The 15181-nt window shown below is 70.9% G+C and carries 16 protein-coding genes; 11 read left to right on the top strand and 5 right to left on the bottom strand.

Annotation, left to right across the window (positions count from 1 at the left end; all coding sequences use genetic code 11):
• Positions 1-59: 59 nt before the first annotated feature.
• Positions 60-326 (bottom strand): phosphopantetheine-binding protein, encoded by a 267-nt coding sequence (locus tag AC6JA9_RS07635; protein WP_254037070.1) that lies wholly within the window; start codon positions 324-326, stop codon positions 60-62.
• Positions 327-348: 22 nt separating this feature from the next.
• Positions 349-2031 (bottom strand): AMP-binding protein, encoded by a 1683-nt coding sequence (locus AC6JA9_RS07630; protein WP_223746382.1) that lies wholly within the window; start codon positions 2029-2031, stop codon positions 349-351.
• 221 nt (positions 2032-2252) lie between these two features.
• Between AC6JA9_RS07630 and AC6JA9_RS07625 the strand changes: the two genes are divergently transcribed.
• The 8 genes from AC6JA9_RS07625 to AC6JA9_RS07590 all read left to right on the top strand — a co-directional run bounded on the left by AC6JA9_RS07625 (position 2253) and on the right by AC6JA9_RS07590 (position 9938).
• Positions 2253-3062 (top strand): thiamine pyrophosphate-binding protein, encoded by an 810-nt coding sequence (locus tag AC6JA9_RS07625; protein ID WP_497959354.1) that lies wholly within the window; start codon positions 2253-2255, stop codon positions 3060-3062.
• Positions 3059-4093 carry a transketolase family protein gene (locus AC6JA9_RS07620; protein WP_223784831.1) on the top strand — a complete coding sequence of 345 codons (1035 nt, stop codon included), beginning with the start codon at positions 3059-3061 and terminating at the stop codon, positions 4091-4093. Before AC6JA9_RS07625 ends, AC6JA9_RS07620 begins: the two co-directional genes overlap by 4 nt.
• Positions 4090-4941, top strand: coding sequence for a RimK family alpha-L-glutamate ligase (locus AC6JA9_RS07615; RefSeq protein ID WP_223746379.1), 852 nt, complete (start codon positions 4090-4092; stop codon positions 4939-4941). Before AC6JA9_RS07620 ends, AC6JA9_RS07615 begins: the two co-directional genes overlap by 4 nt.
• On the top strand, positions 4938-5981 hold the full coding sequence (gene argC, locus AC6JA9_RS07610; protein WP_497959353.1) for an N-acetyl-gamma-glutamyl-phosphate reductase: 1044 nt from the start codon (positions 4938-4940) through the stop codon (positions 5979-5981). Before AC6JA9_RS07615 ends, argC begins: the two co-directional genes overlap by 4 nt.
• Before the next feature lie 45 nt (positions 5982-6026).
• Positions 6027-7025: a sulfotransferase gene (locus AC6JA9_RS07605; RefSeq protein WP_497959352.1), complete on the top strand. Its 999-nt coding sequence runs from the start codon at positions 6027-6029 to the stop codon at positions 7023-7025.
• 228 nt (positions 7026-7253) lie between these two features.
• Positions 7254-8036 carry an SDR family oxidoreductase gene (locus AC6JA9_RS07600; RefSeq protein ID WP_223746376.1) on the top strand — a complete coding sequence of 261 codons (783 nt, stop codon included), beginning with the start codon at positions 7254-7256 and terminating at the stop codon, positions 8034-8036.
• Positions 8033-8890 carry a [LysW]-aminoadipate kinase gene (locus tag AC6JA9_RS07595; protein WP_483577151.1) on the top strand — a complete coding sequence of 286 codons (858 nt, stop codon included), beginning with the start codon at positions 8033-8035 and terminating at the stop codon, positions 8888-8890. Before AC6JA9_RS07600 ends, AC6JA9_RS07595 begins: the two co-directional genes overlap by 4 nt.
• On the top strand, positions 8877-9938 hold the full coding sequence (locus tag AC6JA9_RS07590) for a M20/M25/M40 family metallo-hydrolase (protein WP_141325651.1): 1062 nt from the start codon (positions 8877-8879) through the stop codon (positions 9936-9938). Before AC6JA9_RS07595 ends, AC6JA9_RS07590 begins: the two co-directional genes overlap by 14 nt.
• A 4-nt stretch (positions 9939-9942) precedes the next feature.
• Here AC6JA9_RS07590 and AC6JA9_RS07585 read toward each other — a convergent pair whose 3' ends face one another.
• The 3 genes from AC6JA9_RS07585 to AC6JA9_RS07575 form a co-directional block, all read right to left on the bottom strand.
• Positions 9943-11181 (bottom strand): MFS transporter, encoded by a 1239-nt coding sequence (locus AC6JA9_RS07585; RefSeq protein ID WP_497959351.1) that lies wholly within the window; start codon positions 11179-11181, stop codon positions 9943-9945.
• 71 nt (positions 11182-11252) lie between these two features.
• Entirely contained in the window at positions 11253-12254 is a 1002-nt protein-coding gene (locus AC6JA9_RS07580) for an NAD(P)H-dependent glycerol-3-phosphate dehydrogenase (protein ID WP_141325653.1), read from the bottom strand.
• A 36-nt stretch (positions 12255-12290) separates the two neighbouring features.
• Positions 12291-13253: a hypothetical protein gene (locus tag AC6JA9_RS07575; protein WP_497959350.1), complete on the bottom strand. Its 963-nt coding sequence runs from the start codon at positions 13251-13253 to the stop codon at positions 12291-12293.
• A 187-nt stretch (positions 13254-13440) separates the two neighbouring features.
• Between AC6JA9_RS07575 and AC6JA9_RS07570 the strand changes: the two genes are divergently transcribed.
• The 3 genes from AC6JA9_RS07570 to AC6JA9_RS07560 all read left to right on the top strand — a co-directional run bounded on the left by AC6JA9_RS07570 (position 13441) and on the right by AC6JA9_RS07560 (position 14961).
• Positions 13441-14019 carry a hypothetical protein gene (locus AC6JA9_RS07570; protein WP_497959349.1) on the top strand — a complete coding sequence of 193 codons (579 nt, stop codon included), beginning with the start codon at positions 13441-13443 and terminating at the stop codon, positions 14017-14019.
• A 61-nt stretch (positions 14020-14080) separates the two neighbouring features.
• The gene (locus tag AC6JA9_RS07565) at positions 14081-14449 is read left to right on the top strand and encodes a hypothetical protein (RefSeq protein WP_497959348.1); all 369 of its coding nucleotides are present in this window, start codon (positions 14081-14083) and stop codon (positions 14447-14449) included.
• 59 nt (positions 14450-14508) lie between these two features.
• Positions 14509-14961, top strand: coding sequence for a transposase (locus tag AC6JA9_RS07560; protein WP_497960644.1), 453 nt, complete (start codon positions 14509-14511; stop codon positions 14959-14961).
• The last annotated feature ends 220 nt before the right edge of the window (positions 14962-15181 follow it).

Genomic DNA, 15181 nt, shown 5'->3' with positions numbered 1-15181 from the left:
TTCACTTCGCGAAGGCGTGAGGCGTGAGGCGTGTGCCCGGGGACTGCCCGGGCGGGACTTCAAGCCGCGGGGAAGGTGCGGCCCTGCTCGCGCAGCTGCTCCTCGCAGACCGCGGTGACGTGCTCCAGCGTGTCGAACAGGTCCACCATGGAGAGCTGGACGCCCAGCTCCTCCTCGATGCGGTTGGCGAGCATCGTCGCCATCAGCGAGTTGCCGCCCACCTCCAGGAAGTGGTCCTGCGGCCTCACCACCTCGGCCCCGAGCAGCTCGCGCCAGTACGCGGCGAGCTGGCGCTGAAGGGGCGTGGTGCTCGTGTCAGTGCTCACGTGTGCTCCTCATGGTGACGCCTCAGCCCACCTTGGCGGTGGGGCCCTTGAGCCGCTCGCGCAGCAGGTACTTGCGAATCTTTCCCGACGGCGTCTTGGGCATCTCCTCCACCACCTCCAGCCGGTCCGGCCAGTACTGGTTGGACATGCCCAGGCCCTTCAAGTGCGTGCGCAGCTCGTCCAGCGTCGGCGCCTCGTCGCGCGCCACCACCACCGCGCACACCCGCTCGCCGCCGATGCGGTCGTCGGAGTGACCGATGACGGCCACCTCCTTCACCTTCGGATGCGAGTACAGCGCCGACTCCACCTCCACCACCGGCACCTTCTGGCCATAGCGGAAGATGACGTCCTTGAGCCGCCCGACGATGCGGATGCCCCCGCGCCCGTCGTCCCGCGCGAGGTCCCCCGTGTCGAACCAACCCTCCGCGTCCACGCTCGCGCGGTAGAGGTCCTCCCGCTTGAAGTAGCCCAGGCACTGGCTCGCGCCCCGGACGAGCAGCCGTCCCGTCCCTTCCGGATAGGGCGAGCCGTCCTCCGCCAGCGCGGGGACGATTCGCACCTCCATCCACTCCACCGGGCGCCCGTCGCTGTGGGACGGCCAGTCCGGCGGGTCGTCGCGCCGCGTAATCGTCACCGCGCCGTTCTCCGTCATCCCCCACAGCGTGTGCAGTGGCACGCCAAAACTCTCGCGGACCGCGGCGATGAGGTGCGGCGGCACGGGGATGGAGCCGGTGGACAGCCGGCGCAGCGAGGATGTTTCACCGCCGCGCTTCTTCTTCGCCGCGATGACGTTCATCACATACGTGGGAATCCCATACATGAACGTGACGCCGTGCTCCTGGATGCAGCGCAGCGTGAGCTCCGGGTCCCCCACGTCCATGTAGACAGCCGTCGCCCCCAGGTTCACCGCCATCAAGTACAGGTAGGTAAATCCGCTGGAGGCGGTGAGCAGCGAGGGCAGGCACACCACGTCGTCCTCGCCCAGGGCCATGACGTCCGCGATGGCGCGGGTGATGCCGTAGTTGGTGTTGTGCGAGTGGACCACGCCCTTGGGCTCGCCCGTCGTCCCGGAGGTGTAGAGGACATTGCAGATGTCGTCGGCGCGCGCGGACCTGGCGTCCAACGTCGCCGGGGCGACTTCGTCCTCCCAGCGCCGCTCGACGAAGCAAGCCTCGAAGTCCAGCTCGCCCGGCTGGGTGGCGCCCTGCGCGCCGAGGAAGACGCGGTGCTTCAACGCCGGCAGCGACGACACGGCCTCGCGCAGCATGTCCCGGTGCGAGTGGCCGCTCCAGCTCAGCGGTCCGATGTAGACGGAGGATTCCGTCCTGCCGAGGATGAACTCCACCTCGCGGCGTCGGTAGTCGGGAGGAATGGGCGCGATGACGGCGCCGATGCGCGCGCACGCCAGCGCCAGCGCGGTGAACTGCCACCAGTTGGGAAGCTGCACCGCCACCAGCTCGCCCCGGGCCACGCCCAGCGACACGAGCGCGCCCGCGAAGCGCTCCGCGTACCGTCCCAGCTCCGCGTAGCTGATGCGCGTGACGTCCTTGGCGAAGTAGCGCGCCGCGACGATGGCCGGCTTGTCCGGGTGCTTCTGGATGGCACGACGCAGGTCGTCCAGCACCGTCTCGTCACGCCACCAGCCCCTGCTCCGGTACAGCGCCGCCTGCTCCCGCGTGGGGCCGCTCCCGAACCGTGCGTCCATCGTCCACATCCTCCATGGACCGCGTGACTTTCCGGACCGCGCGAACCATACCGATTCGCATGTAAAACCAGCAAGACTGCGAAAGCTCACATGTCTGCACCCCAAGGAGCCTCACTCACATTGACGGGGCCGCTCTCGGTTTCCTACTTTGGAATGAATAGCCAGGATTGTGCGTCCCACGCGATGATGACACCGGGCACGCTTCCACCGGCATGACACCCATGGTCCAGGTACCCCTCGAGGAGCGCGCCCGTCGCATCCGCCGGACCATCCTCCGGCTCGCCGCCACGCCCGTGGGCTGCCACCTGGGAGGCTCGCTCTCCATGGTGGAGCTGCTCGTGGTGCTGCTCGGCCGCGTGATGAACGTGCGGCCCCAGGAGCCCCGCTGGGAGGAGCGCGACTCGCTCATCCTCTCCAAGGGCCACGCCGCCGCGGGGCTCTACGCCGCCCTGGCCGAGTTCGGCTTCATCGACGCTGAAGAACTGGTGCAGCGCTACAACGCGGAGGGCAGTCCCTATACCGGACACGTGAGCGCGGCGGTGCCGGGTGTCGAGTTCCCCACGGGGAGCCTGGGACACGGCGTGGGCCTGGGCGTGGGGATGGCGCTGGGGCATCGGCTGCGGCAGCGCGCCAACCGCGTGTTCGTCATCTGTGGAGACGGTGAGATGGGCGAGGGCTCCAACTGGGAGGCGCTGCAAATCGCGGCGCAGCACAAGCTGAGCGGGCTCACGGTGCTGGTGGACCGCAACGGCGGACAGAACGACGGGCCCACGGAGAGCATCCTCTCCCAGGCCGCGCTGGGGCAGCGGCTCTCCGCGTTCGGCCTGGGCACCGTGGAGGTGGACGGGCACGACCTGGACGCGCTGGCGCGAGCGCTGGAGGCGCCCGCCGAGGGGCCTCGCGCCATCGTGGCGAACACGAAGAAGGGCGCGGGGGTGCCGATGCTGCGCGGCAAGGGGCCGCACTACGCGACGTTCAACCCGGAGCAGCTCAAGCGGGCGCTCGCGTCGCTGGGGGAGGTGACGCCATGACGAGCTCCACCTCCAGCGGCGCGGACCTGCTGACGGCGCCCTCGGACTGGCTCGCGGAGCAGCCGGGCCTGTCCAACCGGTTGGTGTTCCGGCACGCGCTGGCCCGGCTCGCGGACCAGGATGAGCGCGTGGTGCTGCTCGAGGCGGACCTGGCGGGAGGTGGAGACCCGTACGCCGCGCGCCACCCGGAGCGTTTCCTCAACCTGGGCATCTGCGAGGCGGCGATGCTGGACATCGCCAGCGGCATGGCGGCCACCGGCCACGTCGTCTTCGCGCACACGTTCGCGCCCTTCGGCGCGATGCGCGCGTGCGAGCAGGTGCGGTTGGGGCTGGCCTATGCGCGCGCCAACGTGAAGCTGGTGTGCGACTACGGCGGACTGTCCGGCGCGTTCTTCGGCCCCACGCACCACGCCATCGAGGACCTGGCCATCCTACGCTCCATGCCGAACATGACGGTGGTGTCGCCGGCGGACGGGTTGGAGACGATTCAGGCGACGCGGGCGGTGCTGGAGCTGGAGGGCCCGGTGTATCTGCGGCTGGGCCGCAACCGCGTCACGCGGCTGGACGTGGCCCGGCCCGCGTTCGCGCTGGGGCGCGCCATGTGCCTGCGCGAGGGCGGCGACGTGGGCATCATCGCGCACGGCGAGGTGGGCGTGAGCGTGGCGCTGGACGTGGCCGCGAGGCTGGAGACCCAGGGCGTCTGTGCGCGCGTGGTGAACCTGCACACGCTCAAGCCCTTCGACGAGGAGGCGCTCCTGGAGACGGCCGAGCGGACCCGGCTGCTCGTCACGGTGGAGGAGCACTCCATCCTCGGCGGCCTGGGCGGCGCGGTGTGCGAGAGCGTGGCGAGTCATGGGTTGGGCCGGCGCGTGGTGCGCGCGGGCATCCAGGACCGCTACGACTCCACGGCCGGCACGCACGAGTCGCTGCTGCGGCGCCACGGCCTGGAGGCGGGCGCGCTGGTGGAGACGATTCTCGGCGCCCTGCCCCGCCCCCGGCTGGCGGCGCTGGCACCGGCCAGGAGGGGATGATGCAAGGCCACGAGGTCCACCTGGTCTACACCCGCCTGCGCACCGAGGAGCGCATGCTCGCGGACGCGCTGCGCGCGCGGGGCTTCGGGGTGAGGACGCACGCGGACTCGGAGCTGGTGCTCCCGCTGAGTCGCGAGCGCTGGCAGGACGGCGGCCCCGTGCTGATGCGCAGCATGTCCTTCACGCGGGCTCGCTACCTGGCCTCCATCCTGGAGGTGAAGGGCTCGCGCGTGCTCAACACCGCGCAGTGCATCGCCACGTGCGGGGACAAGGCGCTCACCACGCTCGCGCTCGCCAGGGCCGAGGTGCCCATCCCCTGGGCCTTCGTGGGCTTCGAGGAGGAGGCCTGCGTCGCGCAGATGCAGGAGCGCGGCTTCCCGGTGGTGACCAAGCCCGTGCTCGGCTCGTGGGGACGCATGGTGGCGCGCGTGGACGGCGTCCACGCGGCGGAGGGCATGATGTCCATGCGCTTCGAGATGGGCGGCGCGCAGGACCACGTGGCGCTGGTGCAGCAGTACATCGACAAGCCGGGCTACGACTTGCGCGTGTACGTCATCGGCAAGGCGGTGGGCGGGATGCGCCGACGCTCCGAGCACTGGGTGACCAACACCGCCCGGGGCGCGGTGCCGGAGCGCTACGAGGTGCCCGAGTCCCACGCCCGGCTCGCCGAGCAGGCCGCGCGCGCAGTGGGCGGGGAGATGGTGGCGGTGGACCTGCTGGAGACGCGGACAGGCGAGGTGATGGTGAACGAAATCAACCACTGCGTGGAGTTCGCGCGGAGCATCGAGTTCACCGGCATCCCCCTGCCGGAGCTGATGGCGGACTACGTGCGGGAGACGTTGCGATGACGCGCGTCGCGGTGCTGGGGGCCGGGGGCTACGCGGGCGGCGAGGTGCTGCGGCTGCTCCTCGCGCACCCGGCGGTGGAGGTGGCCCAGGCCACGTCCGAGCAGCACGCCGGCAAGCGGCTCGACTTCCCCCACCCGCACCTGCGCGGCGCGAGCACGCTGCGCTTCGCGCCCCACGACGCGCTGGAGCCGTGCGACGTGCTCGTCTCCTGCATGCCCTCCGGCGAGCTCATCCGCCGCTGGTCGCAGGTGAGTCCGCTCGCCGCGCGCATCATCGACCTGAGCGCGGACTTCCGGCTCGGCCCCGTCGAGCACGCGCGCTGGTATCCCCGCGCGCCCCGGCCCGCGGAGCTGCCCGAGTTCGTCTATGGCCTGCCGGAGTGGGCGGGCGCACGACTGAGGGACGCGCGGCTGGTGGCGGTGCCCGGGTGCATGGCCCACGCGGCGCTGCTCGGGCTGTTGCCCCTGGTGCGTGCGGGGCTGGTGCGTCCCGAGATGGTGGTGGTGGACGCGAAGACGGGCTCGTCGGGCGGCGGCGCGACGCCGGACCGCTCCTCGCATCATCCCGAGCGGGCCTCGGCCCTGCGCTGCTATCGGCCCACGGGACATCGGCACACGGGCGAAATCGAGGCCGCGACGGAGCGCTTCACCGGCACGCGCGCCACGGTGCACTTCAGCGCGACGGCGGTGCCCAGCGTCCGCGGCATCCTCGCCACCGTGCACGCCTTCGCCGCGCGTCCGCTCGAGGACGCCAACGAGCCCCTGCGCGCGCTCGCGTCGACGTACCGCGAGCATCCGTTCGTGAACGTGCTGCGCGCCAACGCGAGCGCGTCACCGTTCCCCGAGCCGGGCCCGCTGGCGGGCACCAACCACTGTGACCTGTCGGTGGACGCGGACGCGGAGCGCGGGCGCATCGTGGTGAACGCGGCGCTGGACAACCTGGTGAAGGGCGCGGCGGGTACGGCCGTGCATGCGTTGAACCTGATGCTGGGCAGGCCCGAAACGGAGGGCCTCGGCTTCCGCGGCCTCCACCCCCTCTGACGTGAAAGACTCCCCCATGCGCCACCTCCCCCTCGGTGCCCGCCCATGAGCACGCTGACCGTCCTCTACATCACCGGCTGGTGCCGCAGCGGCAGCACCATCATCGGCAACGTGCTCAACGAGGTGGCGGGTTGCTTCCACACCGGTGAGCTGAGCTTCCTGTGGAAGAACGCCTACGGGAACGGCTCCAACACGATGTGCGGCTGCGGCACGCCGCTGGTGCAGTGCGCCCTGTGGGCCAAGGTGCTGGAGCAGGGCGTGGCGCCGGGTGAGTCTGCGCAGGGCCACGCCGCGCGGGTGGTGCGCCGACAGCTGGACACGGTGCGCACGCGGCACACGTGGCGCGTGCTGCGGCAGGGCACGCCCTCGCCGGCGCTGTACGAGCACGCGGAGCTGCTCGCCCGGACCTACCGCACCATCGCGGACGCCACCGGCAGCCACATCATCGTGGACAGCGGGAAGTTCCCCTCCGAGGCGGCGCTGCTGCCGCACGTGGACGGAATCACTCCGTACTACCTGCACCTGGTGCGGGACCCTCGCGCGGTGGCGCACTCGTGGACGAAGACGAAGCAGTACGTCGTGCCGATGTCCGCCGCGCGGAGCACCGCATACTGGCTGGGCTTCAACGTGGCCTCGGAGCTGGTCACCCGGCGTCACCCGGAGCGCTCGCTGTTCCTGCGCTACGAGGACTTCATCGCGTCGCCTCAGGCCACCATCGACTCGCTGCTGGAGCTCATCCAGGTGGACCGCTCGGTGAATCCGGTGAAGGGGCGCACGGTGGTGCTGGGCCGCAACCACACTGTCACCGGCAACCCGGACCGGTTCCTCAGTGGCTCCACGCTGCTGCGGCCCGGCGACGATGCGTGGCGCAAGGAGCTTCCGGCGAAGGTGAAGACGCTGGTGTCCACGCTCGCGTGGCCGCTGACGGGGCGCTACCAGTACCGGGGAGCGCCAGCCCCCGTGGACGTCGGCTCCGGAGCGGAGCCCGCGAAGAATGTGTCGGACGCTCGGAGTGGGAACCTGGGGACCGGGACTCATTCATAAGGCCGCGCTCATCGACGGTGGAGCCCGGGGACCGGGGCTGGCGAGGAGCCCCGCGATGGTGCAGGCCCCACCAGGACATGTCGGACACTTGAGGGAGAACCGTGGAACCGGGACTCATCCATGAGGTCGCGCTCATTGCCGGAAGCATCAGTGGACTGGGGCTGGCGATGAACCCCTGCGCTGGAGCAGGTCCCGTCAGGACCGTGTCGGACATTCGGAGGAAGAACCTTGGAACTGGGACTCACCCATAAGGTCGCACTCATCGCCGGTGGCTCCAGCGGACTGGGGCTGGCCGTGGCCGAGGAGCTGGTGAAGGAAGGCGCGCATGTCGCCATCGGCGCGCGCGACGCCGAGCGGCTGGCTCGCGCCGAGGCGCACCTGCGCTTGATGTCGCGCGGCGGGAAGGTCCTGGCCACGCGTGTGGACCTGAAGGAGCACGGCGCCGCGAAGGCGTGGGTGGAGGACGTGGCCAGCAAGCTGGGCGGCCCCCACATCGTGGTGACGAACAGCGCCGGGCCTCCGCCGGGGCCTGCGACGAAGTTCGACATCAGCGCGTACCAGGAGGCCATCGACACGGTGATGTTGCCGGCCATCAACCTGGCCCTGGCCTCGCTGCCGTACATGAAGGCCGCGAAGTGGGGACGGCTCTTGCTCATCACCTCGGAGACGGTCGTGCGGCCGGTGGCGCGCTTCGCCCTGTCCGGAACGGCGCGCCTGGGCATCGTGGGGTTTGCTTCCGCGCTGGTGCAGGAGCTGGGCGACTGCGGTGTCACCGTCAACGTGCTCGCGCCGGGCTATACGCGCACGCCGCCCGTGGAGCGCACGGCGGGGAGCAATACGTCGGGCGATGTCGAGGCGGGGCTTCGGGCCATGGCCGCGCACATCCCGCTCCGGCGGGTGGGTGAGCCGGAGGAGTTCGCCGCGGCGGCCGCGTTCCTCGCCAGTGAGCGCGCGTCGTTCATCACCGGCACCGTGCAGCTCATCGACGGCGGCGCGAGCGTCATCGGATGAGCACCGTGTCCCAGCCGGCGCCCCTGGTGGTGAAGATTGGCGGCGCCGCGGGCGTGGACCTGGAGAACGTCTGCGCCGACGTGGCGGAGCTGCGTCAGCGTGGCGAGCGGGTCGTCGTGGTGAACGGGGGCTCGGAGGCGGGCGACTCGCTGCTGGCCTCGCTGGGCATGGAGCGCACCGAGGCGCTGACGGCCTCGGGCAACGTGGTGCGGCTGACGAACGAGGCCACGCTGCGCGTGCTGACGATGGCGTGGGTGGGGGACGTCAACAAGCGCGCGGTGCTCGCGCTGCTGTCGCGCGGTGTCCCCGCGATGGGGATGTGCGGCGCGGACGGGCGGGTGCTCGTGGCCCGGCGCAGGCCGCCCTTGAAGATTCAGGACGGGACTCGCACGCGCATCGACCGCACGCACCTGGCCGGGGAGATGACCGAGGTGAACACGCGGCTGCTCGGCGTGTTGATGGACGCGGGCCAGACTCCGGTCGTGTGTCCTCCGGCGGTGACGGAGGACGGGACGTTGGTGAACGTGGACGCGGACCAGGTGGCCGCCGCCATCGCCGCCGCGCTGGGGGCTCGCGCGCTGGTGATGTTGTCGAACGTGGCGGGGCTGCTCGAGGACCCCACGGACCCAAGCTCGCTCATCCGCGAGAGCGATGAGGTCGAGCGGGTCATGGGCTTCGCGAGGGGACGCATGCGCTACAAGCTGGAGGCGGCTCGGCGCGCGCTCGCGGGGGGCGTGCGGTCCGCGTACATCACGGCTTCGGCGGCGCCTCGGCCCGTGCTGTCCGCGCTGGCGGGCGAGGCGGGCACGAAGCTCACTTCTTCGGGTGTGAAGGTGGCTGATGCGGGTGCGTGAGGCGAGCTCGGAATTGCTGCGGTGGATGCTGGAGCACTACAGCCCCAGTCACCAGGAGCGCGATTTCTCCCGCGCGCTCGCGGACCGGCTGGAGCGTCGCGGCTGGCGCGCCCATGTCGACGAGATGGGCAACACCGTGGCCAGCCTCGGCGACGGCGACACCTGCGTCGCGCTGCTGGGCCACATCGACACCGTGCCCGGCGACATCCCCGTGCGCCTCGAAGGCACGCGCCTGTTCGGCCGTGGCGCGGTGGACGCCAAGGGCGCGCTGGCCGCGTTCATCGAAGCCGCGGAGCTGCTCGACGACTCGGAGCGCGCCGGCAAGCGCTTCCTGCTGCTGGGCTGCGTGGAAGAGGAGGTCGCCATCACCCGGGGAGCGCTCCACGCTCGCGAGCACCACCGCCCGGACTTCGTCGTCAACGGCGAGCCCAGCGGCGCTCACGCCATCACCCTGGGCTACAAGGGCCTCGTCCGGCTGGAGCTGGAGTACCGCGCCGCGCGCAAGCACACCGCGAGCCGCAACTATCGCGCCCCCGCCGAGCACCTCGTCGACGCCTGGAACGCCCTGCGCCGCCGCTGCGACGAGCGCAACCCCGGCTGCACCCTCTTCGAGCAGGACCTGCCCTCGCTCCTGTCCTTCCACACGGGCACCGACCACGACACCGAGTGGGCCACCGCGAACATCAACATCCGCACCGGCCCCACCAGCGACGTGGACGCCCTGCTCGCGTGTCTCACCCGCGTGCCCGACGTCTCGGTGAAGACGGTGTCCCGCAAGGGCGCCGTGTCCGCCGAGGGCAACGACGCGCTCACCCGCGCCTTCAAGCAGTCCATCCGCGAGCGCGGCGCGCGCCCCACCCTTCGCGTGAAGACGGGCACCTCGGACTGGAACACCGTGGCGGACACCTGGGCCGTGCCCACCGTCGCCTATGGCCCCGGTGACTCGGCGCTGGACCACACGCCCGACGAGCACATCGAGCTGGGCGAGTACGAAGAGGGCGTCGCCGTGCTGGCCCGCGTGCTCGCGCTCCTGCCGAACAAGGGCTGAGACGTCAGGTGCTCGCGACGTCCGCCGTACGCGGGCGCTGCCAGCGCAGCCCCACCATCGACAGGAAGAACAGCGCCGCCGCCGTCGCCGTGACGCCACGCACGCTCACCCGGTCCGCGAGCGCACCCTGCGCCCAGACGCCCACCGAGTAGCCCACGTTGACGAGCATCATCGCGAGGCTGCTCACCCGGCCCTGCAGCTCGCGCGGCGCGCGCTCCTGGTTGCGCGTGCTCAGCCCCGTCATCACCACCAGGTACACCGCGCCCAGCACGAACATGCTCCCCATCGCCACGGGCAGCGTGGGCGACAGCCAGTACGCCATCGTCACCGGCCCCATCAACATCATCGACAGGTCCACCACCCGGTCCTTGCCCCAGCGCACCGCGAGGCCGCCCACCAGGCCCGACGCGACGAGCGCGCCCACGCCCTGCACCGCGATGAGCACCGACGCGGCGGACGCATCCGCGCCGAACACCTGGAGCGCGAACACCGGCACCAACGCGATGAAGGGCGAGATGAACAGCGCGAGCAGGAACAGCGCCACCATCGACAGGCGGATGCCCGAGTCGCCGCGCGCCAGCCGCGCGCCCTCGAGGATGTCGCCCCACAGCCCCCGGGAGGATGCGGGCAGCGAGGCCCTGGGCTCCGCGCGCACCTGCGCCACCGCGAACAACACCGCGAAGAACGACAGCGTGTTCGCCACCATCACCCACGCCACGTTGCCCGCCGCGAGCAACCCCGCCGCGAGCACCGGCCCGATGATGCGCCCCAGGTTGAACTGCGCCGACATCAGCGTCATCGCGCTGTGCAGGTCCTCCTTCGCCACCAGCCCCGCCACCAGCGCCGTGTACGCCGGCCCCGACAGCACGTGCACGCAGCCATTGAGGAAGCAGATGCCCGCCACCGCCTGCACGGTGAGGCTCCCGGTGAAGGCCAGCGTCGCCAGCACCCCCGCGAGCAGCGCCTGCGACGCCGCGCACACCGCGACGTACTTGCGCCGGTCGAACCGGTCCGCCAGCGCGCCGCCCAACGGCGACAGGATGAGCGAGGGCAGGTACGTCAGCGCCGCCACACCGCCCGTCCACTCCGCGCGCCCCGTGACCTTCGTGACGAAGACGCCCAGCGCGAGCACCTCCATCCACGTGCCCACGTTGGAGACGAGCGCCCCCGACCACACCGCGAGGAACTCCCGGTGACGGAAGGCACGGAAGGACGGCAGGTTCGCCAGGCTCGAGAGGGACACGCTGAGCCCGGTTTCTAACAGCACCCCGACGCGCGCCGGAACAGCGCGCGGGGCCCACATCCCAACCCGTGTCAGACGAGCTCGGACTTGGGCTGACGCGTCATCAGGTCCACCACCGCCATCTTGGCGTTCTTGTCCTCGTAGGCAATCAGGTAGACCTGCTGGCAGATGGGCAGCTCCACGCCCGTCTTGAGCGACAAGTCGCGCGCGCTGCGCGCCGTCTTCACGCCCTCGGCGACCTCCTTCATCTGCCCGAGGATGTCCGCCAGCTTCTTGCCCTTGCCCAGTTCCATGCCCACGTGCCGGTTGCGGCTGAGCTCACCGGTGCACGTGAGCACCAGGTCGCCCATGCCGGACAGGCCCGACAGCGTCAGGGGGTTGGCGCCCTTGCGCACCGCCAGCCGGGTGATTTCGGCCAGGCCGCGCGTGATGATGGCCGCGCGCGCGTTGTGGCCCATGCCCAGGCCATCCGCCATGCCCGCGGCGATGGCGATGACGTTCTTCAGCGCGCCGCCGTACTGCACGCCCACCACGTCCGTGGACGTGTAGCTGCGGAAGGTCTCCGTCTGCAGCGCCTTCTGGCAGCGCACCGCCACCTTGTCCCAGTGCGACGCGATGGTCACCACCGTGGGCATGCGCCGCGCCAGCTCCTTGGCGAAGCTGGGGCCGGAGAGCACGGCGAGGTACGGGTGGAACTCCTCGGGCAGACAGTCCTCGAGCAGCTCCGTCATCGTCAGGAGCGTCTCGTTCTCGATGCCCTTGGACACGGTGATGATGGGCACGTTGCGCGGCAGGAAGTCCTTGGCGCGCGCGAGCACCTGGCGCGTGGCGTGGCTGGGCGTGGCGAGCACCACCAGCTCCGAGCCGTCGAGCGCCTCCTGCAGGTCCAGCGTGGCGCGCACGCGCTCGGAGATGGGGATGCCGGGCAGGTAGGTGGGGTTCTCGTGCCGTGTGTTGATGGCGTCCACCACCGTCGGCTCACGGCCCCAGAGGCGGACGTCCTCGCAGTTCGCCGCCAGCACGTTCGCCAGGGCGGTACCGAAGGAACCCGAGCCGATGACACTGCCACGCATGAAGACCTCGCTTCGAGGGGGTGGAGGGCACCGGCGCTAGAGGCCGGTGACGATGCCGATGGAGACGACCGGCATGAAGGTCGCGTCCTCGGGGCGGCTGCGGAAGTCGCCGCCCAGGGAGACAGAGTAGGACGTTTTCTCGCTCAGCGGCACTTCGGCGCCCAGGCGCACGGGCACGGAGCCGGAGGACACCAGGTCCGGCGGCAGTCCGCCCAGGGGCGTGCGCTGGATGGGCTCGGTGTCCAGGGCCACGTGATAACGCACGTCGGCGAAGAGGCGCATGGCGCGTGCGCCGCGCAGTTGGAAGGTGCCGACGATGCCGGGCATGAGGTTCCAGTTGCGCCGCCCGCTCAGGTAGCGCGCGCCCCGGTCCTCCAGGCTGGCCGAGCGCAGGAAGAACGCGTGGCTGCCCTCCATCACCAGGCCCAGGCTCCAGCGCGGGCCGCCGTCGAGCGCCGTCCAGCGCAGGCCCACGCGCGGCTCGTTCATCATCCCGTAGAGGGTGTCGAAGCCCGCGAGCACGTCGACGCGGGGCAGCACGCCCAATGCCGCTCGGACGGAGGCGACGGGGAAGCCGAGTGACAGGCCCACGGCCACGCCGCCCGGGCCCACGGAGCGCGCGCCCAGGAGGCTGACGCGGTTGGGGACGGGGGGAGGGCCCGGTGGGGGCTCGGGGATGCGCGGTGTCGAGGGCGCGACGGGAACGGGCTCCTCGTCGTCCGGAACGGGGACGAGGGGTGGGACTTCGGGCAGGCGGGGCAGCGTCGCGGCGTCCGGTCCGGTGGGCGCGGTGGTGGCGCCCGGGAAGCCGGTCCAGGAGGTGTCGTCCGGGGAGTCGTTCCGGGAGGGCGCGGGCACCTGCTCGGCGGGCTGTGGAGCCGAGGGGTCCCATGGTCGCTTCTCGGGCGGAGGGGTGCGGCCCACCGGGACCTGGGCCCAGGCGGTGGCGTGCCCGAGGGTGAGGGCGAGCGGCACCAGGAGGAAGCGGACGGAGGGCATGGAGACGGCCGCAAGCTTAGTCCACGGCGCGGGAGGGACACGAGCCGGGGTGCGGGATGGGGCGCTACGCTGGGTATGCCCCGTCGGCTGGTGGGCAGGGGGCGGTGGGAAACGTGTCCTCGGCGGCGCCGCACCGGTCTACCATCCGCGGCGCGCCGGGTGGTGGGCGACCGAGGAGAGCCAAGGGATGAGGGCAGGAGGGCGCGTGGCGTTGTGGGTGACACTGGCCATGGGGTTGGCGTGTCGCTCGCGCGCGACGGAGGCGGACGCGGATGCGGGAGCGGCGGCGCGGGTGGCGCCGGTCAACGCGATGCTGCCCGCGTGCGAGGTGCTGCTGCCCTCGGACGTGCGTGAGTCGATGCTGCCGGGCTTCACGATGAAGGAGGACCGGGCGTGTCCGACGTGCGGTCCGCTGTGCACGTTCCGCTCGGCGTCGGAGAAGGACGTCACGGTGTCGGTGACGTGGGACTGCAAGCCGCACTATTCACAAGCGGACACGCAGGCCTTGTTGCAGCCGACGTTGAGCCTGGGCGGCGAGGAGATTCCGGCGCTCGGCAAGGCGGCGGCGCGCAGGGCTCCGGCGCAGGGGATGTTGCAGGTGATGGCGTGGGATGACGACACGCCGTGCGCGCTCATCGTCACGTGGCTCGGGGGTTCGCCGGAACAGGCGCTGGATGTCGCGCGCCTCGCGCTCGGCGCCACGCGTCCGGACTCCTTCCGCGTACCGACGCCACCGGAGCCCGAGGTGGACTCCGGCACGCCGTGAGCTGAGAGCGTCACCCCGCCGTGCAGCCAGTGAGTCGATGACCTCGCCCAAGAACTTCGACATGGAGACGACGCTGCGCCTCCTCGACAAGGTCGGTGGCCATCACGAGCCTGGGTCCAAGGAGGACGAGGCCATCCAACTGGCCGGCATCGCCCTGCTCTATCTCCGGCATACGCATCAAATGGATGCGTTCCTCCAGTATCGAGCGGAGTTCTCGGATCCGGCCTCCGAGGTTCGCATCGCCCAGGACTTCGCGACACGAGCACTGGCGGATGAATGGCTCGCCAGCGGAGCGGGTACACACGGAGAACTCGTGCGCATCGAGGGACAGGGCTTCCAGGTCGTGGTCCTCCCCACGGGAAAGCGATTCCTCCGGACACCGCTCCCCGAGGAACTGGGCCCGCCCCTAAGAGGTCCTTTCAAGAAATAGTCCCGTAGGTGCGCCAGGATGCATCCGCTTCCTTGCGTGCGCACCGCACCTTCAGGGGCATGAGGCGTGAGTTGGTGACTGATGCCCTCTGGAAGCGGGTAGCCCCACTGCTACCGCGTCGTCGCCGGGCCTCTACTCGAGGACGGCCCAGGTGCGACGACCGGGCGGCGCTGCGTGGCATCATGTTCGTGCTCAAAACGGGCATCGCCTGGGAGGACCTACCGGCCGAGGTCTTCGGCGTGAGCGGCATCACCTGCTGGCGTCGGCTGGACGAGTGGACGCGTGCCGGGGTGTTCGAGCGGCTCCAGCAGCGACTGCTGGATGACCTGGGCATCCGGGCGCGCATCGACTGGCGGCGTGCAGCGTTCGACTCCGGCAGCATCCGGGCGAAAAAGGGGGCCCAAGACCGGCCCGAACCCCACGGACAGAGGGAGGAAGGGCACCAAGCACCATGTCGTGACGGACAAGAAGGGCAGTCCGCTGGCCGCCCCCGCTACGAACAGCTTGGGTGACCCGCCGGCGATCCATTACCCCGGTCCGTCACACACCCTCCCGGTCCGTACAAAATCCGTACAGACCGCTGCTGCACGTCGTTAGGCACCGCGAAGCAACCGGAGAAGCCTCAGCGCTGCCGGGATTTCTGTTGCCGCCGCCCCACTCTCCCGAGAGACTCTGCGGACATGTAGGTGCTGCGGACGGGCGGTGAGTGGCTTCATTGCCCGGCAAATGGAC

It is taken from the genome of Myxococcus sp. MH1, assembly GCF_059738865.1.
Note: the sequence above shows the minus strand (reverse complement) of the source record. Positions and strands in the feature narration are given on the sequence as shown.